Source organism: Prevotella phocaeensis, assembly GCF_900065875.1.
GTDB lineage: Bacteria > Bacteroidota > Bacteroidia > Bacteroidales > Bacteroidaceae > Prevotella > Prevotella phocaeensis.
This window is the reverse complement of record NZ_LT160623.1, coordinates 163,158-186,055: the sequence shown is the minus strand read 5'-3', so window position 1 is coordinate 186,055 and position 22,898 is coordinate 163,158. Positions and strand designations below refer to the sequence as shown.

The window sequence follows — 22,898 nt, the reverse complement described above, 5'->3', positions numbered from 1 at the left end:
AGTGCAAAACTCGGACAGTAATCAACTCGCATACTTTTTTTAAGTGTTTAACTTTTCAAAATAATATATTGATGATTTTATCCCTTCATGTCTTCCAATATCTACAAAACAAATAATAAAAATGGCACAAAGTTTAATAGAAGTTTGTAAAAACCTTGTTTCTTTAATGATTAACCGGAGAAATTCCAATAAGGTATTAACTTTATTGATAAGTATTTCATTATTTTTTTCTTATATTTGTCCGCTTCAGGCAGTTCATATTTCACCCAAGCAGGCACTGCAGATTGCCAAGAAATATATTATCCCGAGTCGTGATACCCGCAAAGGTGTGCAGACACGTAGCGTGAGCGGAAAGAAAGAGTTGCCGCTCTATATATTCAATGATAGTAAAGGGCAAGGGTTCGTCGTAGTTGCCGGTGATGACAGGATGGGCGAGGTTCTTGCCTACAGTCGCGAAGGAACCCTCGATACGTTGCATGCTAATGACGGAGTGCGTCTGTTGTTGGCTGGTTATACACAGCATTACTATCACCTGAAGCAGGGTGCTGTGGCTTCGTCTCCTATTCAGCAAGCTGTATATCGTGTAACAGAAGTGGCTCCGATGGTGAAAAGTAAGTGGGGACAAGGCTATCCCTATAATGCTAAAACGGGCTATCCTTATTCGGGATGTGTAGCTACGGCGATGGCACAACTAATGTATTATCATCGTTGGCCTGCACAAGGTAAGGGGAAGAATGACTATGTAGTGAGTTATTATCGCGAAACTAAGACTGCTGATTTCAGCAAATCGCATTACGATTGGGAAAATATGTTGCCCGATTATCGATATCCGGTCCAAGCAACTGCTGCACAGAATGATGCTGTGGCGTTGTTGATGAGCGACGCGGGCATATCTGTAAATATGCAATATACGCCAAGATCGAGCGGTGCTAGTAGCTGGATGGCTTTTTATGCATTTAAATTGAATTTCGATTATACGGCAGCTTACGTTACAAGAGATTTGGAGGGACCTGCCGGTTTTACCCAAATTTTGCAAAAAGAAATGCTCAACGGTTTTCCTGTTTACCTTTCAGGTTCCAGTAGTAACAGTCTCTCGGGTCATGCATGGGTAACCGATGGCTTCGATGAAAACAGCCTTTTCCACATGAACTTCGGGTGGGATGGGCAGAGCAATGGTTATTATTCGCTTACTGCACTCGATGTTTCGCAGTCCGGAAACGAGTTTAATGGCAAGCCACTTTCATTTAGAAGAGGGCTTACAGCTATTCTTGCGCATCCCAATAAACCGGATGCGTTGCCGATAGATAAAGAATTGATGCAAGACAGTCCGCAACTCGTGTTCAATAGCGAAGGCTATTTATCGTTGCCGAAAGGTTTGGGAAAGAGCTTCGAACGGAGCAAGATGCCCGATGTGAGGATGGCCTATTTCGTGAATAGAGGAGAGGCATTCAATGGAGATATCGGAATCGGTATTTATGATTCTAAAGGAGAACGCGTGAAGTTATGTGCTTCGAATGATCATGCCAATGGAGGTTTCACGCAACGTGTGTTTGGACAATACAATCAGGGGTACATGTTAAAAGATGCGCTTATCGTAGATTCGCAATATGTCAAGATAGATTTGTCCGGCTTGAAGGACGGTTATTATCGTTTTGTTCCTTTATGTGCGGCAGCAAAAGACAATGGTGAGTGGGATGATTGGCTGAAAATGAAGCGGGCGCCCAATATGGAGATTGAACTTACAGGCAATATAGTGCGCATATCAGAGGAGAATAATATGCAGGCAGGTTTCCAATTAATGGAAAATCCGATACTTGGAGAGCCGCTGGAACCGGGTAATATGGCTAAAGTAGTTCTGCGGTTGAAGAACTTGAGCGGTATGCTTCGTGATTGTTATGTGAAAATGCAATTAAAAGATGAGAATGGTTCTGTGGTTGTTGAAAGTCGTACCAAACGGCTTACTGAGTTCGATGGATTTTCGATATCGAATGTGCCTGTTATGGTTTCATTGCCTGCCGATATCATTCCCAAGCGTTATCAAGTGCACATAGAAGTACTTGGCGACGATGGAAATGGCGGTGTGTATGATGCTTATGCAGTACGTTATGGGGTGAAAAATATCCATGATAAAGACACAGCCTATATCGATGTCGTTAAGATGGGTGAGAAATCGTTGATACAGAATGTGGATGTACTGGTGTTGGATAATAGTGAGGATGTTATCGGCAAAAGCCAAATAGACCTTTCTCAGAATTCTCTTTTGAAGTTCCGTTTGCAGTTGACGGCAGGTGCCCATCGCAGTTACGACGGTAGTGTAAAACTTTTATTGGAGGATAGTGAAACGAAGAGGCAAATTCCTTTGTGGAGCGAATGGGAACGGGTTACCATATCTTCGGAGGTAGCTACCAATATTACGACGGGTTGGCGTAAGCCCCAAGATATCAAGGTGCTTAACAAACGCCCTTATCGTGTGGTAGTTAAAGGTGTTGTTAATGGCAGTGAAGTGGAGTTATGGAACCCTGAACAACCTGCTCATTATATCACTTTCGAAGGAAGCAAGGTAACGTTTGCCGATTATTCTACCTCAGGAATAGAGAGAGCCGGGACAGATAACTGCCCGTTAAATGTTTGGTATGAAGGGAATGAAGTTACAGTAACGGGGGATAATCTGCGTACCGTATCTGTTTTCAGTTCCAATGGTGTGCTCTTTAAACGATTTGTAATGCAGGGAGATAGGCAATTTAAGTTCTCTCTTTCCTCTTTTGTGAAAGGTGTTTATATCGTAAAGGCAAGTTCCGATAGCGATGAAAAGGTATTGAAAGTACGGATAAAATAAGATGTTATCTAAAGATATGTTTTTATTATGGCAGAAAATAACAATGAAAATCAGCAGGGATTTCAAATTGAGTTAAATCCCGATGTAGCACAGGGCGAGTATGCAAACCTTGCGTTGATCACTCATTCCAGTTCTGATTTCGTACTCGACTTCGTACGTATTCTTCCCGGAGTACAGAAACCGCAAGTGCGTAGTCGTGTTATTATGGCACCGGAACATGCCAAGCGTTTGCTTGCAGCCCTGCAAGAGAATGTCTATAAGTATGAACAAATGTTCGGTAAAATCAATATTCCTAATCAACAAGAACGGACGATAGATCCATTCAATAGCAGTAAAGGAGAAGCATAGCCTTCCCTGCAGGGCCGAATTGGCAAAAAGGGTTAGAGAAATAGAATGATAATAAAAGAGGTGTACTCAAATTAGAGGAACACCTCTTTTTTATTTCAAATTATAGATATTTTTTGTTGTTTTAAAATAAAAATGGTATATTTGCACTAAGTAATTACTCTATAGAAACATTCGACATTGTATATAACAAACTTATAAAACTAATATAACCGGATTTTAATATCCAAAAACTCAAACTAAAAACAAATCTATATGAAACTGATATTTCGGCTGTTACTGTCGGTGGCGGCTCTTTTCTTGTGCCATAATATGGCTTTTGCCCAAAGTGTGATTCTCAATGAAACCTTTGACGAGTTTACTAATAAGGGCGGTAATGATAATGATTGGGCACCTAAAGGATATTCTACAGTTCCTGATAATTATAATAACTTTACCTTGCAGAATGTGTATAAGGCGAATAAATGTATAAAACTCGGCAAAACTAATGAAGGCGGTTCTATAAAAACGCCCCCTTTAAAGTTCGAAGGAAATGCGACGCTTACCTTTAGAGCCGGCGCATGGAATAACAGAAAAGAGCATTCGGCGATAAAAATATCTATTTCTAACGGTAAACTTAGCAAAGGTATCATACAGATAAATAAGGGCAAATTTATGGAATATACGGTTTCTATTACCGATGTTAAAGAGAGCCCCACTATTACTATAGAGGCGGAAAAGTCTAAGAACAACCGTTTCTTTCTTGATGACTTGAAAGTGGAAACTGCTACTCCCGATCCCAATACACCTGTTGCCGAGCCCATCCTGCCGGACGATTTTACGTTCTGGTTGATTGATAATAAGGAGCATAAACCCGCTTTCACCATCAAAGCACCGCATGGAACAACGGTTTATTATAATATAAATAGCAGGGTGGCCCCAACAAAAGATAATGCGCAGAAAGTGGTCGGAGAGCAGACGTTTATACTGTCTGAGACTTCTAAAGTGCAGGCTGTTGCTTATAATAGGGCGGGTAAAGCAAGCAATGTGGTTGCTCGTACCTATACATTAGGCCCTACTGTAAAGACTATCGAGGCATTTAAGGAACTGCAGGATGGTACTGAGGCATGTTTATATCTAAGAGATGAGCAAAACGCACGCGTACTCTTTGCAAAGAATGGCAAGGCGTATGTGAGAGATAACAGCGGTGCCATGCGCTGCCGTATCCCCCATGCAAGCAGAACGTTTATGCATAATCAGCACATTGCAGGGTGGGTTATCGGCAAGAAAGAAATAAAAGATGGAATGGCAGTGTTTGAGTCTACCGAACATACCAATACCATCTATCTGATTATTGCAGATAAAGTAACCGAATTAGACGTAGAGCCTAAGACGATTACACCTACTGTTTATTCCGACCATTATGCAGACTGGGTAACATTGAAGGATGTCATAGTAGATGAGGAAGGGAGATGTAACGCAGACGGGAGTACTATTAAAGTGGCCGATTGCTTCCATCTTTCGAATAAAAAATATATGCCTCCTTATGCCGGTTCCATTGTCGATATCACCGGAATAGCCTTGCCAACGGCAGAAGGAGGGAAGCAAATTTGCCCTATTTTCGAAAACAATCGTAATCCGGTGGTGTACGTAATCAACGAACAGAAGCCTTTTACCATTCCCAAAAGGCGAATTGAGCATGCTACAGTGAGGGTATTGCGTACTTTGTCGCCAAATTATTGGAATACGTTGTGCCTACCTTTCAGCACAACGATTAAAGGCTGTAAACTTCGAGAGTACGACACAGTTGCCGGAGAAATAATGAAGTTCAAACCTTCGGATGCGATAGAAGCCGGTAAACCTTACCTGATAAAGCCTGAAGCGGAATTATCTGTGCTTTATTTTGAGAATGTGGATATAGAGCCGGTTCATGAAATAACCGTCACGCACGGTAGCTACAGCTTTGCAGGAACGTACAGCCCGTTGACTTTGAAAACGAATAAAACAGAAAGATTTCTTAAGCCTAACGGTTCTTTAGCCTATCCGCAGACAGAAGATAAGGCAAGGATAAGAGGCGTTCGCGCTTATTTTAAAATTCCCGTAAATAGTGTTTCTGCAAAAATTATGACAGATACAGAGGGCTCCGGTCCTACAGCAATCGCTCCTATGATCGAAAAAGACCGGCTGCAGGAATACAAGGTTTATGATCTTTGCGGGCGATATGTCGGCAATAGTCTGCAAAGTTTGCAAAAGGGTATTTATATCGTAAATGGAAAGAAAATAGTTATTAGGTAGGCAAAAAAGTGTAAATGAAAAAGGTATATGTATTTCCTGTTTGCTGGAAAACAGTGTGTCGTAACGAAATATTGGCAGGCTCTTCTTCTCATATCTCAGAGGAAGGAGATATAAATATAGGCGGGCAAAGCTCGGCGGGTGATGCCGATGAGGCTGCAAGCAAGTCCATGGATTTCGAATTTGAAGAATAAATATTAATTATAAAATATTTAATTGAGATGAAAAGATATTTGTTATTGGTAATTGTGCCCTTTACTGTAATTAATGTGTTTGGTCAGTGCCAGATAAATAAGTCTGATATCCGGATTAAATTGAAGAATAAAACGGAGGATGTCAAGATTATAAAGAAGGCTGACTATGATAGCGTGCGGATTATTAAAAAACTGGGTGTAAAGATTTATGCCGGTAATAAATCCGAAGATTATCTGTACTCGCAAGCCGAAATCGATTTAGGTTTTACACCGGAAGGCCCCGGCATTATCGATGACGAAGAGAATAAAAACAAAAACGAACAGGCGTGGGGAAAGGAGGTAGGCAGGTTGGAATATCCCCATTTGAATGCCGATAGGGCAACGAATAAGGTGTTGGTAAAGTATGCAGATGGAGATTTAGGCGTGAATTATTCACTGGAATGGGACTGTAAGAAGCGTGCCAATCGCTGGACTTGCTACGAACTGAACAAGACGAATGGTAAACAAATAGTTCCTCGTAAGGATGCTTTCTGTGAAGATGAAGAACTTCCGGTAAAAGCAAGAACCACGTTGCAGGAGTATAAAAATACCGGTTCTGTTTTTGATCGGGGGCATCTATGCCCGGCAGGCGACCGTAGGGCTTCTGAATTACAGCAGAAGCAAACGTATTATCTTACGAACATGCAACCGCAATACCAAAAGCATAACCGTGGCGTATGGAGTAAACTCGAGCAGTTGGTACGTTCGTGGGTGATAGGAAGTAGTCGTGCAAAGTCTGTAACCGATACCTTATATGTGGTAAAGGCTGCCACGATAGACCGCTTGCTTCCTCAAGGCACGCATCCTACGATGGTCGTTCCTAAGTATTTCTATATGGCAATTCTTGCCAAAACAAATGGGAAGTATCATGCCATTGCTTTATGGACAAGACATGTACCCGATGCAAAGACGCGTGCAAACAAGGGCGATTATGCCATAACGATAGAGGAATTACAGAAAAGAACAGGCCTTGATTTCTTCTGTAACCTGCCCGATAATGTGGAGAAGAAGGTAGAGGGAGAGATCGATTATAAGTTTTGGAATTTGCGTCCGGGTGATGGTCGTGAGGAATATGATGGCGATTAAACAGCACCGTTCGTAGGTTCGGGTAGCGATTTTTTAAATATTTGTCAGGCTCCGATAGTACATATAAAACTATCGGAGCTTTATTGTAATAAGGTGTAAAATCATAAGAAGTGAGTATTGTAATTGCTTTTTTGTTTGCTTAATTTTGCAAATGATTCATATACATAATTAATATAAAGGAATTTTAATATGAAAATGAGAACAATTTATCGAGCGCTTGCGTTCGCATTGTTGGCATTCTCGGCCGGTATTCCGGTCGGTGCAGCCGACTATGTAAAGGTGAGTAGCGCAAATGGGGAGGTAACCTATTTCGCTTTGTCCGAGAAACCGGTTGTTACGTTTGCTGCGGACAAATTGGTTTTAACGACAGCGAAACAAACGGTAGAATATCCTCTTACCGAATTCAGATCGTTCGAGTTTACCAATCAGACAACAGCCATAGCCTCGACAGAGGAAAAGGCTACGGGTGCTGTTTTCTCTTTCGGTACCTCGCTTAAAGGCGAAGGACTTCCGGCAGGCAGCAGGGTAATCGTTTATGCCATTGGCGGTCAGGTGGTCGGCAGCGGCATCGTAAGCGAGACCGGCACTGTGGATATCCCTCTTGGAGGGAAGACCGGAGCGTTTATTGTGAAATCATCATCAAAAACATTTAAATTTATCAAGAAATGAAAAAGATATTTACTTTAGCAGTAGTTGCGTTGTTGGGCGTTGCCGGAGTGCAAGCACAAAGCGTTAAAATCAATAAGACAGACGGGACAACCGTTACGATCAAGGCTTCTGAAATTAAGAACATCGAGTTCTCGCCGGCCGAGACAGGCGAGACAATCGTCGGAGATTATAAAGGTGATAACTCGCTCTTGGTAGGCGGAACGATTGGTCCGTATGTGGCAAAGGATGCGGTTTATACCATTACAAAGAATGCAGATGGCTCCATTAACATTAAAAGTCATGAAGAAAAGTATAACGGTACGGTGATGGGAGACCTTACATTGGGGACTTATACTATTGGCAATATTCCTTTCGATGCCGCAACCAAGAGCTATGTTCGGGATTACAGTGCAGACGGTTTGACGGTTCATTTCGTTTGTGTAAGCGGTGGTGAGACTACTATGGATAGCGATTATACGTTCAAGCAAGGCAATGTTACTATCGTACAGGGCGAGAACGGCGAGTTGAAAATTACCAACACCTACACGATAGGCAATATGCCATTCCCCATTACTGCAACATTTAACGGTGTGAAGTCTGAGTAATAATTTATGTATTTTGCATTCAAATCCGTGAAATACCTCGCAGGTTGTGCCATCATGTTGATGGTTACGGCCTGCAACGGTATCTTTGAAGGCATTTACGATGATGTACCTACGGTCCCTGTTGTTACGCAGGGGCAGTTGTTGGTTGATGCCACGAGTTGGAAAAATTGGTATTATATCGATTTCGACTCGTTGCACCAATACATAGAACGGGGCGACACAGCGGGGCTATTGAGGGCGCAAACCGAATTTACAGCTTATCCCATACCGACAACGCTTACATCGGGTACGGGAGACGAGAAGACCGGAATATACACCTATTGGTTCGATGTGTTCGGACAAGGAGTATCGAACAACGAGAAACGTTCGTTTACTCCGACCGACGTACAGCCCGCACCTAAGTCGTGGAGTATTGCCATACACCGCGACAATGTAAGGACAAATAATGGTGCTGTATTGGAAACCAATTACACTTCGATGGATGAACTACCGAAAAATAGTTCATCGTTTACGGGCGCTACTTTCCTTTCCGACGAATGGACAGAGAATGCTGTATGGGCGGATCAGTCGCAGATGTTGTTGAGTTTGATAGGCTGTCAAGGCATTAAGATCAATAAACTGTTGTCGACATGGCTCACACTCGACATCCCTCCTATGCCGCCTTCGTTCACACTCAACAACCATGTGTTTATTATACGATTGCAGAACGGCAACTATGCAGCCGTGCAGTTGCAGAACTATATGAATGCGGCGGGAGCAAAATGCTGGCTCACCATCAATTACAAATATCCTTATTAAGCAGTTTAAACATGAAAAAATATGCTTTTGTCCTACTGTCCGTTTGGCTCTTCCCATCTCTTTCGGTGGGACAGGAACAGGCGGATACTGTGAGCAGATCGATAGAATTGGAGCAGGTGGTGATAACAGGAACGCGCACGCCCAAGCTGTTGCTTAACACTCCAGTACTGACAAAAGTCATTACATCGGCAGATATTCAGAAGACGGATGCAACCAATTTGCGCGATTTGTTGCAGCAAATACTCCCCGGGGTGGAGTTCTCGTATGCCATGAACCAACAGGTTCACATGAATTTCTCGGGCTTCGGCGGGCAAAGCATGCTGATATTAATAGATGGAGAACGGCTTGCCGGCGAGACAATGGACGATGTGGATTTCACTCGGTTGGGCATGGAAAATGTGGATCATATAGAGATTGTCAAAGGTGCAGCGTCTGCCCTCTATGGCTCGAATGCCAGCGGAGGCGTCATCAACATTATTACCAAAGATGCCATACGCCCCTTTGCGTTGAACGTTAATGCACGTTTGGCACGCCATAATGAGCAGCGTTACGGACTTTCGCTGCAAGCGGGTAAGGGCAAGTGGGGCAATCTGTTCACGATGAACCGTAGCAAAACGGATAATTATAGTGTGCACAACGGAAGCAACCCCGTAACACGTGTTATTGCAACTATATATGGCGATGCCACATGGAACTTCAAAGAGCAGTTGACTTATGCACTGTCTGATAAACTTAAACTAACCGGACGTGCCGGTTATTTCTTCCGACAATTGGTGCGAACAGTCGAAACACCGGAACGATACCGTGATTTTTCAGCTGGTTTGAGGGCGCAGTGGAGACTTTCTGAGTATGATAATCTTGAAGGAGCTTACGCTTTCGATCAATATGACAAGTCGGACTATCAGCGCATTACCCGACTTGATATCCGCGATTATTCCAATGTTCAGAACTCAATTCGGTTACTCTATCATCATTCTTTCAGAGGGGGAGATGTGCTAACTGCCGGAGCCGATTATCTTCACGATTATCTTTTCAATACCAATCTTGATGGTAATACGCGCAAACAAGACTCTTTCGATGCCTTTGCACAGTACGATTGGAATATCGATAAAGTATGGGAGATTGTCGGTGCATTGCGTTACGACTACTTTTCCGATGGGCATACATCGCATCTCACTCCCAAGCTAAGCGCCCGTTATCAGCCTGTGCATAATCTTAACATCCGCTTCGGATATGGCATGGGCTTCCGCGCTCCCACGCTTAAAGAGAAATACTATAATTTTGATATGGCGGGAATATGGATCGTGGAGGGTAATCCTGATTTGAAAGCAGAAGTCAGTCATAACTTCAACCTATCCGCTGAATATACTAAAAACCATTATAATTTTACGGTCAGCAGTTATTATAACCGCATCAATAATAAGATAGCAACGGGGGCACCTTATTATGCCAATGCTTCTGACATTATGCCCCATCTGCCTTATTTGAACCTTTCGGACTATTCGGTCTTAGGTGCAGAGGCAACAGCACAGGCGCGATGGAGCAACGGACTTACTGCGCGTCTGTCGTATGCTTTTACTGATGAGCATCTGCCTAAGGATAAGAACGACCGTTCGGTGAACAACCAGTACATTCCGGCACGTAAACATTCGCTGACAGCCCATATCGATTGGGATCATCAGTTCGGCAAGTATTACGGGCTGAATGTGGGATTGGATGGGCGATACCTGTCGGATGTGGGTAATGTAGAGTACGTAGATTACTACGATATCTCAAAAGGTGTCAACAATATCCACTATCCGGCATATACATTGTGGAAGTTTTCTTTGGTTCAGCGCCTCGGCAAAGCCGTGAAACTCACCGTGGCACTCGACAATCTCTTTAACTATAAGCCGGAATATTATTATCTGAACTGTCCGCTTACAGACGGTACGAACCTGATGGTGGGCCTTTCCGTAGATGTTGATAAGATTTTTTAATAATAAATAAATGGAACAGGAAAGCAAAAATACATATAAGATTTATTGGTGGCGCACGATAGCTTCGTTCATTCTTGTGTTGTTCTCTATGCCGTTGGGGCATACGCTGATGATACTGATGGAGCGGTTTATGTCTCCCGTGGCGATGCATTATGCCGGCTTTGTAATGGGATTGGCAGGGCTGATTATGGTTATTGTCGGCGTATTCGTTAAGGGCGATACGCGTCAGACGCTCTGGGGACTCTTTGGAGGACTGCTCTTTTGGACAGGTTGGGTAGAGTTTCTTTTCCTTTATTATGCCCGTCGTTATGGTGTACAGCCGGAGATTGAAAACGGCATTGTAGTAACGAAGCCCGAATATCTGATTATGCCGGCATCGTTCGGCATGTGGATGATGACCATGACAATGTACATCTTCAGTACTAAGAACGGGTGCGATTTCATTACTTGGTTGCAAAAACGTTTCTTTGGCAAACGGCGTTCGGAGATTGTATTTCAACCCATGACGCGCCATACTTCTATCGTTACGTTCATGGAACTGAATATGATGTTATGGGCAATGTATCTGTTATTGATGTTTTGTTATGATAAGAATTTCCTCGGCGACCATCATCCGGTAACGTTTCTTGTAGGTATCGGCTGCTTTATAGGCTCTATCTTCATGTTCAAGAAAGAACTCCATATTGCTGCATGGGGTGCCAATATACGCATGGCAATAGCTACTGTGATTATCTTTTGGACGCCGGTCGAGATACTTGGCCGGATGAATTTCTTTACCGAAATATGGGTGGAACCGGAGAAATACATCGTGCAGATGGTTTCTATTTTTATTGTTTTCGTGGTGCTTGCCGTTTATTTTTGGACTAAAGGAATAAAAAGAAAAACGAGAAAACAACAAGGAAATAAGATATAGTTGGGATGTCTTTTATAATAAGAGTATACGCCTATGTTTGATAGATGCTTTGTTTGCACCTAATAAACAATTTATCTATGCGTGATAGGCTGTATACCTGTTTTTCACACCTCTTATTTCTTTCAAAATTATTTGTGCTTTGCATTATAAGGAAATGATATGGATTTGGCCACCCGAGGCCTTGAAAATAATCTTAAATCGATAGCTTTAAAACTGCTTATTTTTCTGAATTATTCAGGTGTTTTATTTGTTTGGAATTTTTGAACATTCAATATACCGTAACTAATGTTATATTTTGTTAATTATGAATGTTGCGGTTATTTTTCAAATCTTATAAATTAGGTTGTCCCGATAAATATTTGTACCTTTGCACCCCGAAATGCTTCTTTCCGACAGGAGTATTGGCGATAAATTGATAATAAATAAAATATATATAATTAAAAAAGTAAAATTATGCCTACTATTTCACAGTTAGTAAGAAAAGGCAGAAAGGTTTTGGTAGACAAAAGTAAGTCTCCGGCTTTGGATAACTGTCCTCAGCGTCGCGGAGTTTGCGTTCGTGTTTACACAACAACCCCCAAAAAGCCTAATTCGGCAATGCGTAAAGTTGCCCGTGTTCGTTTGACAAACCAAAAAGAAGTAAACTCCTATATTCCGGGAGAAGGCCACAATCTGCAGGAACACAGTATTGTGCTGGTTCGTGGAGGTCGTGTGAAAGACCTTCCGGGTGTGCGTTATCACATTGTGCGCGGTACTCTCGATACCGCTGGTGTGGCTAACCGTACGCAGCGTCGCTCCAAATATGGAGCTAAGCGTCCTAAGGCAGCTAAAAAATAAAGGATATGTGAGTTGGTGAGTTGGGGTGTCTTTTGGTTGGTAAGTATGTGTAGACACATGACTTCGGAACCGAACGCTGGAAAAAGAATGAAAGCAAAGATGCTACAATTTGATGCTCATAATCCGATAAAAAATATTTTCAATCGTTTTGCTGGAGAAATGTTATAGACAGGTTGAGTAAATGTTCGGGTGCGGATATTGAAGAACAATGTGAACAACCCCATGCAGAATTATCTTTAAAACAAAATGAGAAAAGCAAAACCAAAGAAGCGTGTGATCCTGCCGGATCCCGTTTACAACGACCAGAAGGTCTCGAAATTCGTAAATCATCTGATGTATGATGGAAAGAAGAATACATCTTATGAAATTTTCTACAATGCTCTTGATGTTGTAAAGACAAAAATGGAGAAAGAAGAAAAGTCGCCGCTTGAAATCTGGAAGCAGGCTCTTGACAATATTACTCCGCAGGTAGAAGTGAAAAGCCGCCGTATTGGTGGTGCTACTTTCCAAGTTCCAACGGAAATTCGTCAGGATCGTAAGGAGAGTATCTCTATGAAAAATCTTATTCAGTTTGCACGCAAGCGCAGCGGCAAATCTATGGCTGAAAAGCTTGCTTCAGAGATTGTAGACGCTTTCAACAACCAAGGTGGCGCTTATAAGCGTAAGGAAGATATGCACCGTATGGCCGAAGCTAACCGTGCATTTGCTCATTTCAGGTTTTAATTAATATATTAAGGTAAAAAGAAAATGGCAAATCGCGATTTAACATTAACTCGTAATATCGGTATTATGGCTCACATTGATGCCGGTAAAACTACAACTTCGGAACGTATTCTGTTCTACACCGGTAAGACTCATAAGATTGGCGAGGTGCACGATGGTGCCGCGACAATGGACTGGATGGCACAGGAACAAGAGCGCGGTATTACGATTACTTCGGCAGCTACTACTTGTAACTGGACTTGGAACAATAAGACATTCAAGATAAACTTGATCGACACCCCGGGACACGTAGATTTTACAGCAGAGGTAGAGCGTTCGCTTCGTGTACTCGATGGTGCCGTTGCAACATATTCTGCAGCCGATGGAGTGCAACCGCAGTCTGAGACCGTTTGGCGTCAGGCAGATAAATATAATGTTCCGCGTATCGGATATGTAAATAAAATGGACCGCTCTGGTGCCGATTTCTTCGAAACTGTACAGCAGATGAAAGATATTCTTGGTGCTAATCCGTGTCCTGTCCAGATCCCCATTGGTGCAGAAGAAAACTTCAAAGGTGTGGTAGATCTCATTAAGATGAAGGCAATCCTTTGGCATGATGAGACGATGGGGGCAGAATATTCTGTAGAGGAAATTCCCGCAGACCTTGTTGATGAGGCTAACGAGTGGCGCGAGAAAATGGTTGAAAATGCTGCTAATTTTGATGATGCTTTGATGGAAAAATACCTTGAGGGGCAGGATATTTCCGAAGAAGAATTGCTCGCAGCAATCCGTAAAGGAACCATTTCCATGGAACTTACTCCTATGCTTCTCGGTTCTTCGTATAAGAATAAAGGCGTACAGCCGCTTCTCGACTACACATGTGCATTCCTGCCATCTCCTCTTGATACGGAAAATATTGTGGGTACTAATCCCGATACAGACGAAGAGGAAGATCGTAAACCTTCGGAAGATGCTCCAACTGCAGCTCTTGCGTTTAAGATTGCAACCGATCCGTTTATGGGACGTTTGGTTTTCTTCCGTGTCTATTCGGGTAAAGTTACTGCAGGTTCTTACGTATATAATCCTCGCTCGGGTAAGAAAGAGCGTATCAGTAGATTGTTCCAGATGAACTCCAAACAGGAAATTCCTATGGAAACTATTGATGCAGGCGATATTGGAGCGGGCGTAGGTTTTAAAGATATCCGCACTGGTGATACTCTTTGTGACGAAAATCATCCGATTGTTCTCGAATCGATGACATTCCCCGATACTGTAATTTCTATTGCGGTAGAGCCGAAGAGTCAGGCTGATATTGCGAAACTTGATAACGGTCTTGCCAAACTTGCAGAGGAAGATCCGACCTTTACCGTCCGTACGGATGAACAGAGCGGACAAACGATAATTTCCGGTATGGGTGAACTTCACCTCGATATCATTATAGATCGTCTGAAACGTGAGTTCAAGGTTGAGTGTAACCAAGGTAAGCCGCAGGTTAATTATAAAGAGGCGATCACCAAAGAAGTTACACTGCGTGAAGTTTACAAGAAGCAGAGTGGTGGCCGTGGTAAGTTTGCTGACATCATTGTTACAGTCGGTCCGAAGGATGAGGATTATAAGGAAGGCGACTTGCAGTTTATCAATGAGGTGAAAGGCGGTAATGTGCCTAAGGAATTCATCCCTGCTGTACAGAAAGGTTTCCAAGATTCTTTGAAGAACGGTGTACTTGGTGGGTTCCCGATGACAGGTATGAAAGTGACTCTTACAGATGGTAGTTTCCATCCTGTAGACTCTGATCAGCTGTCTTTCGAACTTGCAGCACACAATGCTTTCAAGAATGCTTGTCCTAAAGCAGGTCCTGTTTTGATGGAACCTATTATGAGAGTAGAGGTCGTAACTCCGGAAGAGAATATGGGTGATGTCATCGGTGATTTGAATAAGCGTCGCGGTCTTGTTCAGGGTATGGACGAGGCTCGTAGCGGTGCACGTATCGTAAAGGCAATGGTGCCGTTGGCTGAAATGTTTGGTTATGTAACGGCTCTTCGTACTATTACTTCCGGTCGTGCGACGAGTTCTATGGAATATGACCACCATTCTCCGCTATCGAGTACTATCGCCAAGACCGTACTTGATGAGGTGAAAGGGCATTCGGAACTTTTATAAAAATATAAAATTTGAATTGAGGTGCTGTTTAGCGAATGACTCTTAAACAGTAAATCTCTTTTCTTAATATCAATTAAAAATAAAAAGTAAATAAAATGAGTCAGAAAATCAGAATTAAGCTGAAGTCTTATGACCACCAGTTGGTTGATAAGTCAGCAGAAAAGATCGTGAAGGCTGTTAAGGCGACGGGTGCTATAGTAAGTGGCCCCATCCCTCTTCCAACTCACAAACGTATTTTTACGGTAAATCGTAGTACATTCGTTAATAAAAAAGCTCGTGAGCAATTCCAGCTCTCGAATTTTAAACGCCTTATCGACATCTATAGCTCAACAGCAAAGACAGTTGATGCATTGATGAAACTTGAATTGCCGAGTGGTGTGGAGGTAGAGATCAAGGTCTGATCTTTTTAATTCTCGAATTATTTAATTTTAAACATTTATTGAAATGCCAGGATTAATTGGAAGAAAAATCGGAATGACATCCGTTTTCAGTGCCGACGGTAAAAATACACCGTGCACTGTTATCGAAGTAGGTCCTTGTGTTGTAACCCAAGTTAAAACTGTTGAGAAAGATGGTTACAAGGCTGTTCAATTAGGTTTCGGAGAGGCAAAGGAGAAAAGAACTACCATGCCTATGATGGGAATCTTTAAGAAAGCTGGCACAACGCCTAAGAAGCACTTGGCTGAGTTCAAATTTGATGAGGAGTATAACCTTGGTGATACTCTTACGGTAGAATTGTTTGAAGGTACTGAATTTGTCGATGTGATAGGTACATCTAAAGGAAAGGGCTTCCAAGGTGTTGTAAAGCGTCATGGTTTCGGTGGCGTCGGCCAGAGTACTCATGGACAAGACGACCGTGCACGTAAACCAGGATCTATCGGAGCTTGTTCTTATCCGGCAAAGGTATTCAAAGGAATGCGCATGGCCGGTCAAATGGGAGGCGATAGAGTGACAACTCAGAACCTCAGAGTGTTAAAAGTAATTCCGGAACAGAATCTCCTTATTGTGAAAGGTTCGTTCGCTGGATGCAATGGTTCAACTGTTTTAATTGAGAAATAATGGAAGTTAGCGTATTGAATATCAATGGTCAGGAGACCGGAAGAAAGGTTACGTTAAACGAATCTATCTTTGGAATTGAACCTAATGATCATGTTATCTATCTTGATGTAAAGCAGTATCTTGCTAATCAGCGACAGGGAACGGCTAAGTCAAAAGAAAGAAGTGAGCATAGAGGTTCTACTCGTAAGCTAGGTCGCCAGAAAGGTGGTGGCGGTGCTCGTCGTGGTGATATCAATTCACCGGTACTTGTTGGTGGTGGTCGCGTATTCGGTCCAAAGCCGCGAGACTACGGTTTTAAGTTGAATAAGAAAGTAAAGGCTCTTGCTCGTAAATCAGCTTTATCTTACAAGGCACAGGAGAATGCTATTGTTGTAGTCGAAGACTTCAATATGGAAGCCCCTAAAACTAAAGATTTTGTAAATATTGCTAAAAATCTTAAAGTTGAAGGTTTGAAGACGCTTTTGCTTTTGCCGGAAGTAAATAAAAACGTATATTTGTCGGCTCGTAACTTGCAAAGGGCTGAAGTTATGATGGCATCTACACTCAATACGTATAAAGTTTTGAAGGCAGATGTTCTTGTTGTGACGGAAAAATCGTTGAAGACCATTGACGATATCTTAACAAAGTAAATTTAGAAGAATAAGATTATGGCATTTATCATAAAACCTTTGGTCACTGAGAAGATGACCAATATTACAGATAAATCTTCTGAAAGCAAAAAGCTTAAAGCTGCAAATGAAAAAGCTGCTAAGGTTAAAAATGCTGTGGAAGAAAAGGTAACTTTTGTTGTAAAAAAGAAAGGTAAGCCTGATGTTAAGAAAGAAAAGACTATTTATACTTATGTGAAGCCAGCGCTGCCTAAGTATGGTTTTATCGTTAAGCCTGAAGCAAATAAGCTTGAGATTAAGAAAGAAATTGAAAACCTATATCATGTTACGGTTTTGAATGTAAACACAATTCGTTATGCCGGCAAGCGTTCAAGTCGCTACACGAAAGCAGGTCTTATAAAAGGACAAAAGAATGCATTCAAGAAAGCAATCGTTACACTGAAGGAAGGTGAAACTATAGATTTTTATAGTAATATTTAAATAAAAAATGGCAGTACGTAAATTAAACCCGGTTACACCGGGACAAAGACACAAAGTTATTGGCACGTTCGAGGATCTTACTGCATCCGTGCCAGAGAAGTCTCTCGTTTACGGTAAGCGCTCAACTGGTGGTCGAAACAACACTGGTAAAATGACAGTCCGTTATATGGGCGGTGGTCATAAGAGAAAGTATCGTTTGATCGATTTTAAACGCGAGAAAGATGGTGTTCCTGCCGTAGTAAAAACAATAGAGTATGATCCGAACCGTTCGGCTCGTATCGCTTTGTTGTATTATGCTGACGGCGAAAAACGTTACATAATTGCTCCTAATGGATTGCAAGTGGGTGCTACATTGATGTCGGGTGCTGATGCTGCACCTGAGGTTGGTAATGCTCTTCCTCTTGCAAACATTCCTGTAGGTACGGTAGTTCATAATATAGAATTGCGTCCGGGACAGGGAGCTTTGCTTGTTCGTTCGGCTGGTAATTTTGCTCAGTTGACTTCTCGTGAGGGCAGTTATTGCGTTATTAAACTTCCTTCTGGAGAGACTCGGCAGATTCTCTCTGCTTGTAAGGCTACTGTTGGGAGTGTGGGTAATTCCGATCATGCATTGGAACAGTCTGGAAAGGCAGGCCGTTCTCGTTGGTTGGGGCGTCGTCCTCACAACCGTGGTGTTGTTATGAACCCTGTTGATCACCCGATGGGTGGTGGCGAAGGTCGTCAGAGTGGTGGACATCCGCGTTCGCGTAAGGGCTTATATGCTAAAGGCCTCAAGACTCGTGCACCAAAGAAGCTTTCTAACAAGTATATTATCGAAAGAGCCAATAAAAAATAAAGAGTAAATATATGAGTCGTTCATTAAAAAAAGGTCCATATATCAACGTATCACTTGAAAAGAAAATTCTTGCAATGAATGAGAGTGGAAAGAAGAGTGTCGTTAAGACTTGGGCCAGAGCTTCAATGATTTCCCCTGATTTTGTGGGACACACTGTTGCTGTTCATAACGGAAATAAATTTATCCCTGTTTATATTACCGAGAATATGGTAGGTCATAAACTTGGCGAGTTCTCTCCTACACGTAGGTTCGGTGGGCACTCTGGTAATAAGAAGTAAGAGGGATAACCATTTTTTAATTATAGAATAATAATGGGAGCAAGAAAACATATAGCGGCAGAGAAAATCAAAGAAGCCCGCAAAACATTGTACTTCGCAAAGCTCAAAGGCGTTCCCTCTTCTCCGCGTAAGATGCGCTACGTTGTAGACATGATTCGTGGAATGGAAGTTAATCGTGCCCTTGGAGTATTGAAATTCTCGAAAAAACAAGCTGCAGCGGACGTAGAGAAACTCTTGCGTTCAGCAATTGCTAATTGGGAAATTAAGAATGATCGTAAAGCTGAAGATGGAGAACTTTTTGTTAATAGAGTCTTTGTTGATGAAGGTGTTACAATGAAACGTATGAGACCGGCACCGCAGGGGCGTGGATATAGAATTCGTAAGCGTAGTAACCACGTTACTCTGTTTGTAGATGCTAAAACTAACGACGATAAATAATAAATAGAATGGGACAGAAAGTTAATCCAATAAGTAACCGTCTTGGTATTATCCGTGGTTGGGATTCAAATTGGTTTGGTGGCAAGGACTTCGGTGACAATCTCGTAGAAGATATGAAAATCCGCAAGTACTTGAATGAGCGTTTGGCTAAGGCCAGCGTTTCTCGCATTGTCATCGAACGTACATTGAAACTCGTTACCATTACTATTTGTACAGCCCGTCCGGGAATCGTTATAGGTAAAGGTGGACAAGATGTTGATAAATTAAAAGAGGAGTTGAAGAAACTTTATAAAAAGGATATTCAGATCAATATTTTCGAAATAAAGAAACCTGAGCTCGATGCAACCATCGTTGCTAATAATATCGCTCGTCAAGTAGAAGGTAAGATAGCTTACCGTCGTGCTATTAAAATGGCTATCCAAAATACGATGCGTACGGGAGCAGAGGGTATTAAAGTTCAAATAACAGGTCGTCTGAATGGAGCTGAAATGGCCCGTAAGGAAATGTATAAAGAAGGACGTACTCCTTTGCATACTTTCCGTGCAGACATTGATTATTGCCAAGCCGAAGCTTTGACAAAAGTTGGACTCCTTGGTATTAAGGTTTGGATTTGCCGTGGCGAAGTTTATGGTGTTCCTGATCTTACGCCAAATTTTGCACAAGACAAGCAGAATGGAGGACGTGGTGGAAATAGTCGCTCGAGTCGTGGCGGTAATCGTAGGAGAAACAATAACCGTTAAAAGAAGATGCTAATATGTTACAGCCAAAAAGAGTAAAATATAGAAGACCTCAAGATGGACGTGGAAATAAAGGAAACGCCAGTAGAGGTACACAATTGGCATTTGGTTCGTTTGGTATAAAAACTCTTGAAGCTAAATGGATCGACAGTCGTCAAATAGAAGCTGCCCGTGTTGCTGTAAACCGTTACATGCAACGTGAAGGACAGGTTTGGATACGTATTTTCCCAGATAAGCCGATTACTCGTAAGCCGGCTGATGTCCGAATGGGTAAGGGAAAAGGTGATCCTGCAGGATGGGTAGCTCCAGTTACACCTGGACGTATTCTGTTCGAAGTCGAGGGAGTAAGTTTCGATGTGGCAAAGGAGGCATTGCGCCTTGCTGCCCAGAAACTTCCTGTTAAGACAAAGTTTGTTGTGAGACGTGATTACGATAAAAACGCTTAAGCTATGAAGATTAAAGAAGTAAGAGAACTTGATAATAAGGCATTAGCCGAAAAGTTGGAGATGGCTGAGACAGCTTTGCATCAGATGAAACTTAATCATGCTATTTCTCCGCTTGAGAATCCATCACAGATTAAGGCTACTCGTCGTGATATAGCACGTATGAAGACAGAACTTCGTCAGAGAGAACTTAATAAATAACAATGGTCCAGATGGAAACAAGAAATTTAAGAAAAGTAAGACAGGGTGTCGTTGTCAGCAACAAAATGGATAAAACCATTGTTATTGCCTCAAAGTTCAAGGAGAAACACCCTATGTATGGTAAGTTTGTACAACATACGAAGAAATACCATGCACATGATGAGAAAAATGAAGCTAATATTGGCGATACGGTTCTTATCATGGAGACACGTCCTTTGAGTAAGACAAAGAGATGGAGATTAGTACAAATTGTAGAAAAAGCTAAGTAATTATGATACAAGCAGAATCAAGACTTACAGTATGTGATAACAGCGGTGCACGTGAGGCTCTTTGCATCCGTGTTCTCGGTGGTACCGGTCGCCGTTATGCAAGTGTTGGTGACGTGATTGTCGTTTCTGTCAAGAACGTCATACCATCAAGTGATTTGAAGAAGGGTGCAGTATCTAAGGCTTTGATTGTTCGCACAAAGAAAGAAATTCGTCGTGCAGATGGTTCATATATCCGTTTCGACGATAATGCTTGCGTATTGCTGAACAATGCTGGTGAGCTTCGTGGAAGCCGTATCTTCGGCCCTGTAGCTCGTGAGCTTCGTGCAGTGAATATGAAGGTTGTTTCTTTGGCACCTGAGGTTCTTTAATTTATAAACAAAAAGTAATGAATAAGTTACATATAAAGAAAGGTGACATGGTTCTTGTTCTTGCAGGAAGAAGCAAGGATGCAAGAAACTCAAATGGTAAGTTTCCTTCACCTCACAAGGTGTTGAAAGTCCTTGTGGATAAGGAACGTGCAATTGTTGAGGGAGTTAATATCGTTTCTAAATGTACAAAACCATCAGCAAAAAATCCTCAGGGAGGTATCGTTAAGCAGGAAGCTCCTATTCATATTTCGAATTTGAGTTTGGTAGATCCGAAGAGTGGAGAACCTACACGTATTGCTATCAAGAAGACTGAAGATGGTAAGAAAGTTCGTATAGCTAAAAAATCGGGAGAGGAGATTAAGTAATGGATACAGCACAGTTAAAGAAAGTATACAAAGATACTATTGCTCCTTCATTGCAGAAGCAATTCAATTATTCTTCATCAATGCAGGTCCCTGTTCTTAAGAAAATAGTTATCAATCAAGGTTTGGGTGATGCAACTCAAGATAAGAAGATAGTTGATGTCGCAGTAAACGAAATATCAGCTATTACCGGGCAGAAGGCAGTTGCAACATATTCAAAGAAAGATATTGCAAACTTCAAACTTCGTAAGAAGATGCCTATTGGTGTGATGGTGACATTGCGTCGTGAGCGTATGTATGAATTTTTGGAGAAGCTTGTTCGCGTGGCTTTGCCGCGTATTCGTGACTTTAAAGGAATTGAAAGCAAGTTTGATGGTCGTGGTAATTACACTTTGGGTATTGCCGAACAGATTATTTTTCCTGAGATCAATATCGATTCAATCGACCGCATCCAAGGTATGAATATTACTTTCGTTACATCTGCACAGACTGATGAAGAAGGATATGCATTGCTCAAGGCATTCGGTCTACCTTTTAAGAACGCTAAAAACGATTAAGCAATATGGCAAAAGAATCAATGAAAGCTCGCGAGATTAAGCGTGCGAAACTTGTAGCTCGTTATGCCGAGAAACGTGCAGCTCTTAAAAAAACTATCGCTACGACTAATGATTTAGCAGAGGCATATGAAGCAGCTCGTAAACTTCAGGCTATTCCTAAGAATGCCAATCCTATACGCCTTCATAACCGTTGTAAAATCACCGGTCGTCCGAAAGGGTATATCCGCCAATTTGGTCTTTCGCGTATTCAGTTCCGTGAAATGGCTTCGGCTGGTTTGATACCCGGAGTAAAGAAAGCTAGCTGGTAAATACGGCAAATATTGTGGTTTGAACGTCTTAGATAGTATATTTGTCGTTGATAGATATGTTGTTTAGGACTATTGAACATACCATATAATTTTATTTAATATTGTCGGGGTAGTCCCGATTAATTAAACATTTTATTTTATGACAGATCCAATAGCAGATTATCTGACAAGACTCAGAAATGCAATTATGGCACATCACCGTGTCGTAGAGGTTCCTGCGTCTAACTTGAAGAAAGAGATCACTAAGATCCTTTTTGAGAAAGGGTACATTCTGAACTATAAGTTCATGGAGGATGGCCCTCAGGGTACTATCAAAGTTGCTTTGAAGTACAATCCTGAAACCAAGCAAAACGCTATTCAGTGTTTAAAGCGTGTATCGACTCCCGGTTTGCGTAAATATACCGGCTACAAAGATATGCCGAGAGTAATTAACGGATTAGGTATTGCAATCATATCTACATCTCAAGGTGTAATGACAGATAAAGAGGCTTCTTCACTAAAGATTGGTGGTGAAGTTCTTTGCTATGTTTATTAATTGGAGG

The 22,898-nt window shown here is 42.0% G+C and carries 29 protein-coding genes; all 29 read left to right on the top strand.

Going from position 1 to position 22,898, the window contains the following annotated elements; translation table 11 throughout:
• The first annotated feature begins 121 nt into the window (after positions 1–121).
• The 29 genes from BN3912_RS05065 (at position 122) to rpsH (ending at position 22,891) form a co-directional block, all read left to right on the top strand.
• Positions 122–2,836 carry a C10 family peptidase gene (locus BN3912_RS05065; protein WP_051403451.1) on the top strand — a complete coding sequence of 905 codons (2,715 nt, stop codon included), beginning with the start codon at positions 122–124 and terminating at the stop codon, positions 2,834–2,836.
• Between the two features lie 27 nt (positions 2,837–2,863).
• Entirely contained in the window at positions 2,864–3,184 is a 321-nt protein-coding gene (locus tag BN3912_RS05060) for a DUF3467 domain-containing protein (RefSeq protein WP_023984626.1), read from the top strand.
• Positions 3,185–3,436: 252 nt separating this feature from the next.
• The gene (locus BN3912_RS05055) at positions 3,437–5,455 is read left to right on the top strand and encodes a hypothetical protein (protein WP_023984627.1); all 2,019 of its coding nucleotides are present in this window, start codon (positions 3,437–3,439) and stop codon (positions 5,453–5,455) included.
• A 14-nt stretch (positions 5,456–5,469) separates the two neighbouring features.
• Complete coding sequence (locus BN3912_RS12300; protein WP_004369514.1) at positions 5,470–5,646, top strand: hypothetical protein; 177 nt, start codon at positions 5,470–5,472, stop codon at positions 5,644–5,646.
• 120 nt (positions 5,647–5,766) lie between these two features.
• The gene (locus tag BN3912_RS05050) at positions 5,767–6,771 is read left to right on the top strand and encodes a DNA/RNA non-specific endonuclease (protein WP_230204653.1); all 1,005 of its coding nucleotides are present in this window, start codon (positions 5,767–5,769) and stop codon (positions 6,769–6,771) included.
• A gap of 189 nt (positions 6,772–6,960) precedes the next feature.
• On the top strand, positions 6,961–7,440 hold the full coding sequence (locus BN3912_RS05045; RefSeq protein WP_004369516.1) for a hypothetical protein: 480 nt from the start codon (positions 6,961–6,963) through the stop codon (positions 7,438–7,440).
• Positions 7,437–8,024, top strand: a complete 588-nt coding sequence (locus BN3912_RS05040) for a calycin-like domain-containing protein (RefSeq protein WP_023984628.1) — start codon at positions 7,437–7,439, stop codon at positions 8,022–8,024. The genes BN3912_RS05045 and BN3912_RS05040 overlap by 4 nt, the downstream gene beginning before the upstream one ends.
• 6 nt (positions 8,025–8,030) lie before the next feature.
• Positions 8,031–8,822, top strand: a complete 792-nt coding sequence (locus BN3912_RS05035; protein WP_023984629.1) for an HmuY family protein — start codon at positions 8,031–8,033, stop codon at positions 8,820–8,822.
• An 11-nt stretch (positions 8,823–8,833) separates the two neighbouring features.
• Entirely contained in the window at positions 8,834–10,801 is a 1,968-nt protein-coding gene (locus tag BN3912_RS05030; protein WP_023984630.1) for a TonB-dependent receptor plug domain-containing protein, read from the top strand.
• Between the two features lie 10 nt (positions 10,802–10,811).
• Complete coding sequence (locus BN3912_RS05025) at positions 10,812–11,714, top strand: hypothetical protein (RefSeq protein ID WP_023984631.1); 903 nt, start codon at positions 10,812–10,814, stop codon at positions 11,712–11,714.
• Positions 11,715–12,167: 453 nt separating this feature from the next.
• Complete coding sequence (gene rpsL, locus BN3912_RS05020; protein WP_004369521.1) at positions 12,168–12,551, top strand: 30S ribosomal protein S12; 384 nt, start codon at positions 12,168–12,170, stop codon at positions 12,549–12,551.
• Between the two features lie 246 nt (positions 12,552–12,797).
• Positions 12,798–13,274 (top strand): 30S ribosomal protein S7, encoded by a 477-nt coding sequence (rpsG, locus tag BN3912_RS05015; RefSeq protein ID WP_004369522.1) that lies wholly within the window; start codon positions 12,798–12,800, stop codon positions 13,272–13,274.
• Positions 13,275–13,298: 24 nt separating this feature from the next.
• Complete coding sequence (gene fusA, locus BN3912_RS05010; protein WP_023984632.1) at positions 13,299–15,413, top strand: elongation factor G; 2,115 nt, start codon at positions 13,299–13,301, stop codon at positions 15,411–15,413.
• A gap of 95 nt (positions 15,414–15,508) precedes the next feature.
• Positions 15,509–15,814 (top strand): 30S ribosomal protein S10, encoded by a 306-nt coding sequence (gene rpsJ / locus BN3912_RS05005; RefSeq protein WP_004369524.1) that lies wholly within the window; start codon positions 15,509–15,511, stop codon positions 15,812–15,814.
• A gap of 43 nt (positions 15,815–15,857) precedes the next feature.
• Positions 15,858–16,472 carry a 50S ribosomal protein L3 gene (gene rplC / locus BN3912_RS05000; protein ID WP_023984633.1) on the top strand — a complete coding sequence of 205 codons (615 nt, stop codon included), beginning with the start codon at positions 15,858–15,860 and terminating at the stop codon, positions 16,470–16,472.
• A complete protein-coding gene (rplD, locus tag BN3912_RS04995; protein ID WP_023984634.1) occupies positions 16,472–17,101 on the top strand; it encodes a 50S ribosomal protein L4 in 630 nt (209 codons plus the stop codon). The genes rplC and rplD overlap by 1 nt, the downstream gene beginning before the upstream one ends.
• Positions 17,102–17,119: 18 nt before the next feature.
• Positions 17,120–17,560 carry a 50S ribosomal protein L23 gene (rplW, locus tag BN3912_RS04990; RefSeq protein ID WP_023984635.1) on the top strand — a complete coding sequence of 147 codons (441 nt, stop codon included), beginning with the start codon at positions 17,120–17,122 and terminating at the stop codon, positions 17,558–17,560.
• A 7-nt stretch (positions 17,561–17,567) separates the two neighbouring features.
• Complete coding sequence (gene rplB, locus BN3912_RS04985; RefSeq protein ID WP_023984636.1) at positions 17,568–18,395, top strand: 50S ribosomal protein L2; 828 nt, start codon at positions 17,568–17,570, stop codon at positions 18,393–18,395.
• Between the two features lie 11 nt (positions 18,396–18,406).
• Complete coding sequence (rpsS, locus tag BN3912_RS04980; protein ID WP_004369529.1) at positions 18,407–18,673, top strand: 30S ribosomal protein S19; 267 nt, start codon at positions 18,407–18,409, stop codon at positions 18,671–18,673.
• A 33-nt stretch (positions 18,674–18,706) separates the two neighbouring features.
• Positions 18,707–19,111 (top strand): 50S ribosomal protein L22, encoded by a 405-nt coding sequence (gene rplV / locus BN3912_RS04975; protein WP_004369530.1) that lies wholly within the window; start codon positions 18,707–18,709, stop codon positions 19,109–19,111.
• 8 nt (positions 19,112–19,119) lie between these two features.
• Positions 19,120–19,851: a 30S ribosomal protein S3 gene (gene rpsC / locus BN3912_RS04970; protein WP_004369531.1), complete on the top strand. Its 732-nt coding sequence runs from the start codon at positions 19,120–19,122 to the stop codon at positions 19,849–19,851.
• Positions 19,852–19,865: 14 nt separating this feature from the next.
• Positions 19,866–20,294 carry a 50S ribosomal protein L16 gene (rplP, locus tag BN3912_RS04965; protein WP_004369532.1) on the top strand — a complete coding sequence of 143 codons (429 nt, stop codon included), beginning with the start codon at positions 19,866–19,868 and terminating at the stop codon, positions 20,292–20,294.
• 3 nt (positions 20,295–20,297) lie between these two features.
• On the top strand, positions 20,298–20,492 hold the full coding sequence (gene rpmC / locus BN3912_RS04960; RefSeq protein ID WP_004369533.1) for a 50S ribosomal protein L29: 195 nt from the start codon (positions 20,298–20,300) through the stop codon (positions 20,490–20,492).
• Between the two features lie 2 nt (positions 20,493–20,494).
• The gene (gene rpsQ / locus BN3912_RS04955) at positions 20,495–20,761 is read left to right on the top strand and encodes a 30S ribosomal protein S17 (protein WP_036859792.1); all 267 of its coding nucleotides are present in this window, start codon (positions 20,495–20,497) and stop codon (positions 20,759–20,761) included.
• A gap of 2 nt (positions 20,762–20,763) precedes the next feature.
• Entirely contained in the window at positions 20,764–21,129 is a 366-nt protein-coding gene (gene rplN, locus BN3912_RS04950) for a 50S ribosomal protein L14 (protein WP_004369535.1), read from the top strand.
• A gap of 17 nt (positions 21,130–21,146) precedes the next feature.
• Positions 21,147–21,494: a 50S ribosomal protein L24 gene (rplX, locus tag BN3912_RS04945; protein ID WP_004369536.1), complete on the top strand. Its 348-nt coding sequence runs from the start codon at positions 21,147–21,149 to the stop codon at positions 21,492–21,494.
• A complete protein-coding gene (rplE, locus tag BN3912_RS04940) occupies positions 21,494–22,048 on the top strand; it encodes a 50S ribosomal protein L5 (protein ID WP_004369537.1) in 555 nt (184 codons plus the stop codon). The genes rplX and rplE overlap by 1 nt, the downstream gene beginning before the upstream one ends.
• 5 nt (positions 22,049–22,053) lie before the next feature.
• Positions 22,054–22,356: a 30S ribosomal protein S14 gene (gene rpsN / locus BN3912_RS04935; protein WP_004369538.1), complete on the top strand. Its 303-nt coding sequence runs from the start codon at positions 22,054–22,056 to the stop codon at positions 22,354–22,356.
• Positions 22,357–22,495: 139 nt separating this feature from the next.
• Positions 22,496–22,891, top strand: a complete 396-nt coding sequence (rpsH, locus tag BN3912_RS04930; protein WP_023984638.1) for a 30S ribosomal protein S8 — start codon at positions 22,496–22,498, stop codon at positions 22,889–22,891.
• Positions 22,892–22,898 lie beyond the last annotated feature (7 nt).

Bases quoted from the DNA above. Each gene is read 5' to 3' on its own strand.
- rpsH (WP_023984638.1), top strand. From the start codon at position 22,496: ATGACAGATCCAATAGCAGATTATCTGACAAGACTCAGAAATGCAATT.
- rpsC (WP_004369531.1), top strand. From the start codon at position 19,120: ATGGGACAGAAAGTTAATCCAATAAGTAACCGTCTTGGTATTATCCGT.
- BN3912_RS05060 (WP_023984626.1), top strand. From the start codon at position 2,864: ATGGCAGAAAATAACAATGAAAATCAGCAGGGATTTCAAATTGAGTTA.
- rplE (WP_004369537.1), top strand. From the start codon at position 21,494: ATGGATACAGCACAGTTAAAGAAAGTATACAAAGATACTATTGCTCCT.
- rpsG (WP_004369522.1), top strand. From the start codon at position 12,798: ATGAGAAAAGCAAAACCAAAGAAGCGTGTGATCCTGCCGGATCCCGTT.
- rpsL (WP_004369521.1), top strand. From the start codon at position 12,168: ATGCCTACTATTTCACAGTTAGTAAGAAAAGGCAGAAAGGTTTTGGTA.
- rplN (WP_004369535.1), top strand. From the start codon at position 20,764: ATGATACAAGCAGAATCAAGACTTACAGTATGTGATAACAGCGGTGCA.
- BN3912_RS05065 (WP_051403451.1), top strand. From the start codon at position 122: ATGGCACAAAGTTTAATAGAAGTTTGTAAAAACCTTGTTTCTTTAATG.
- BN3912_RS05040 (WP_023984628.1), top strand. From the start codon at position 7,437: ATGAAAAAGATATTTACTTTAGCAGTAGTTGCGTTGTTGGGCGTTGCC.
- BN3912_RS12300 (WP_004369514.1), top strand. From the start codon at position 5,470: ATGAAAAAGGTATATGTATTTCCTGTTTGCTGGAAAACAGTGTGTCGT.
- rpsQ (WP_036859792.1), top strand. From the start codon at position 20,495: ATGGTCCAGATGGAAACAAGAAATTTAAGAAAAGTAAGACAGGGTGTC.
- rplW (WP_023984635.1), top strand. From the start codon at position 17,120: ATGGCATTTATCATAAAACCTTTGGTCACTGAGAAGATGACCAATATT.
- rplP (WP_004369532.1), top strand. From the start codon at position 19,866: ATGTTACAGCCAAAAAGAGTAAAATATAGAAGACCTCAAGATGGACGT.
- BN3912_RS05045 (WP_004369516.1), top strand. From the start codon at position 6,961: ATGAAAATGAGAACAATTTATCGAGCGCTTGCGTTCGCATTGTTGGCA.
- BN3912_RS05035 (WP_023984629.1), top strand. From the start codon at position 8,031: ATGTATTTTGCATTCAAATCCGTGAAATACCTCGCAGGTTGTGCCATC.
- rplX (WP_004369536.1), top strand. From the start codon at position 21,147: ATGAATAAGTTACATATAAAGAAAGGTGACATGGTTCTTGTTCTTGCA.
- BN3912_RS05055 (WP_023984627.1), top strand. From the start codon at position 3,437: ATGAAACTGATATTTCGGCTGTTACTGTCGGTGGCGGCTCTTTTCTTG.
- rplB (WP_023984636.1), top strand. From the start codon at position 17,568: ATGGCAGTACGTAAATTAAACCCGGTTACACCGGGACAAAGACACAAA.
- rpsS (WP_004369529.1), top strand. From the start codon at position 18,407: ATGAGTCGTTCATTAAAAAAAGGTCCATATATCAACGTATCACTTGAA.
- rpsJ (WP_004369524.1), top strand. From the start codon at position 15,509: ATGAGTCAGAAAATCAGAATTAAGCTGAAGTCTTATGACCACCAGTTG.
- rplD (WP_023984634.1), top strand. From the start codon at position 16,472: ATGGAAGTTAGCGTATTGAATATCAATGGTCAGGAGACCGGAAGAAAG.
- rpsN (WP_004369538.1), top strand. From the start codon at position 22,054: ATGGCAAAAGAATCAATGAAAGCTCGCGAGATTAAGCGTGCGAAACTT.
- BN3912_RS05025 (WP_023984631.1), top strand. From the start codon at position 10,812: ATGGAACAGGAAAGCAAAAATACATATAAGATTTATTGGTGGCGCACG.
- BN3912_RS05030 (WP_023984630.1), top strand. From the start codon at position 8,834: ATGAAAAAATATGCTTTTGTCCTACTGTCCGTTTGGCTCTTCCCATCT.
- rpmC (WP_004369533.1), top strand. From the start codon at position 20,298: ATGAAGATTAAAGAAGTAAGAGAACTTGATAATAAGGCATTAGCCGAA.
- rplV (WP_004369530.1), top strand. From the start codon at position 18,707: ATGGGAGCAAGAAAACATATAGCGGCAGAGAAAATCAAAGAAGCCCGC.
- rplC (WP_023984633.1), top strand. From the start codon at position 15,858: ATGCCAGGATTAATTGGAAGAAAAATCGGAATGACATCCGTTTTCAGT.
- fusA (WP_023984632.1), top strand. From the start codon at position 13,299: ATGGCAAATCGCGATTTAACATTAACTCGTAATATCGGTATTATGGCT.